This window comes from Leisingera sp. MMG026 (assembly GCF_021654205.1).
In the GTDB taxonomy this organism is placed as follows: Bacteria; Pseudomonadota; Alphaproteobacteria; order Rhodobacterales; family Rhodobacteraceae; genus Leisingera.
This window is the reverse complement of the sequence record NZ_JAKFZM010000143.1, coordinates 1-729: the sequence shown is the minus strand read 5'-3', so window position 1 is coordinate 729 and position 729 is coordinate 1. Positions and strand designations below refer to the sequence as shown.

The following is a 729-nucleotide window of genomic DNA, read 5'->3' as shown; positions in this document are numbered from 1 at the left end:
GACACTGACGTAAGCTATGATTTGTTGTCTGCTGGTCTTCGACGAAGAGGAGATCAGAGATGTCGAAACGGAAGAACCACTCGCCCGAGTTCAAGGCGAAAGCCGCGCTTGAGGCTTTGAAGGGTGAGCGAACTGCGGCTGAGCTTGCCAGCCAATTCGGCGTCCATCCCACGATGATCCACAGCTGGAAACGCGCTCTGCTGGAAGGCGCGTCCGGCGTGTTTGAACGCGGCGGAAAGAAGTCCCCAGAGATCGACGAGGAGCAGGTCAAAGAACTGCACGCGAAGATCGGGAAGCTGGCTGTCGCCAACGATTTTTTGTCACGAAAGCTCAAGCCGTGGACCGGCAAGTGAGGCGCAAGATGGTTGAGCCTGCCAATACCAACCTGCCCATTAGCAAACAGTGCAAGCTGCTGTCGATCTCGCGGTCGTCGTTTTACTACACGCCCAAGGGCGAGACGGCGATGAACCTGATGTTGATGCGCCGGATCGATGAACAGTTCCTGGAAACGCCGTTCTTTGGTGTCCGCCAGATGACTTGGCACCTCCGAAACGACGGGCACCTTGTGAACGAGAAGCGCATCCGACGCTTGATGCGGCTGATGGGCTTGATGCCGATCTATCAGAAACCAAACACCAGCAAAGCAGCGAAAGGGCACAAGACCTATCCCTATCTGTTGCGTGGTCTACGCCTGGAGCGTCCCAATCAGGTGTGGTGTGCCGACATCAC

2 protein-coding genes are annotated in these 729 nt (G+C 56.4%); both read left to right on the top strand.

Features of this window, described 5'->3' with window-relative positions; translation table 11 throughout:
• Window positions 1–59: 59 nt before the first annotated feature.
• Entirely contained in the window at window positions 60–353 is a 294-nt protein-coding gene (locus L1069_RS23875) for a transposase (protein WP_237457299.1), read from the top strand.
• Between the two features lie 8 nt (window positions 354–361).
• The coding region (locus L1069_RS23870) for an IS3 family transposase (RefSeq protein ID WP_237457298.1) at window positions 362–729 on the top strand (368 nt) is incomplete at its 3' end.

What these genes read in the sequence shown, in the direction of transcription:
- L1069_RS23875 (WP_237457299.1), top strand. Translation starts at nt 60, where the DNA reads ATGTCGAAACGGAAGAACCACTCGCCCGAGTTCAAGGCGAAAGCCGCG.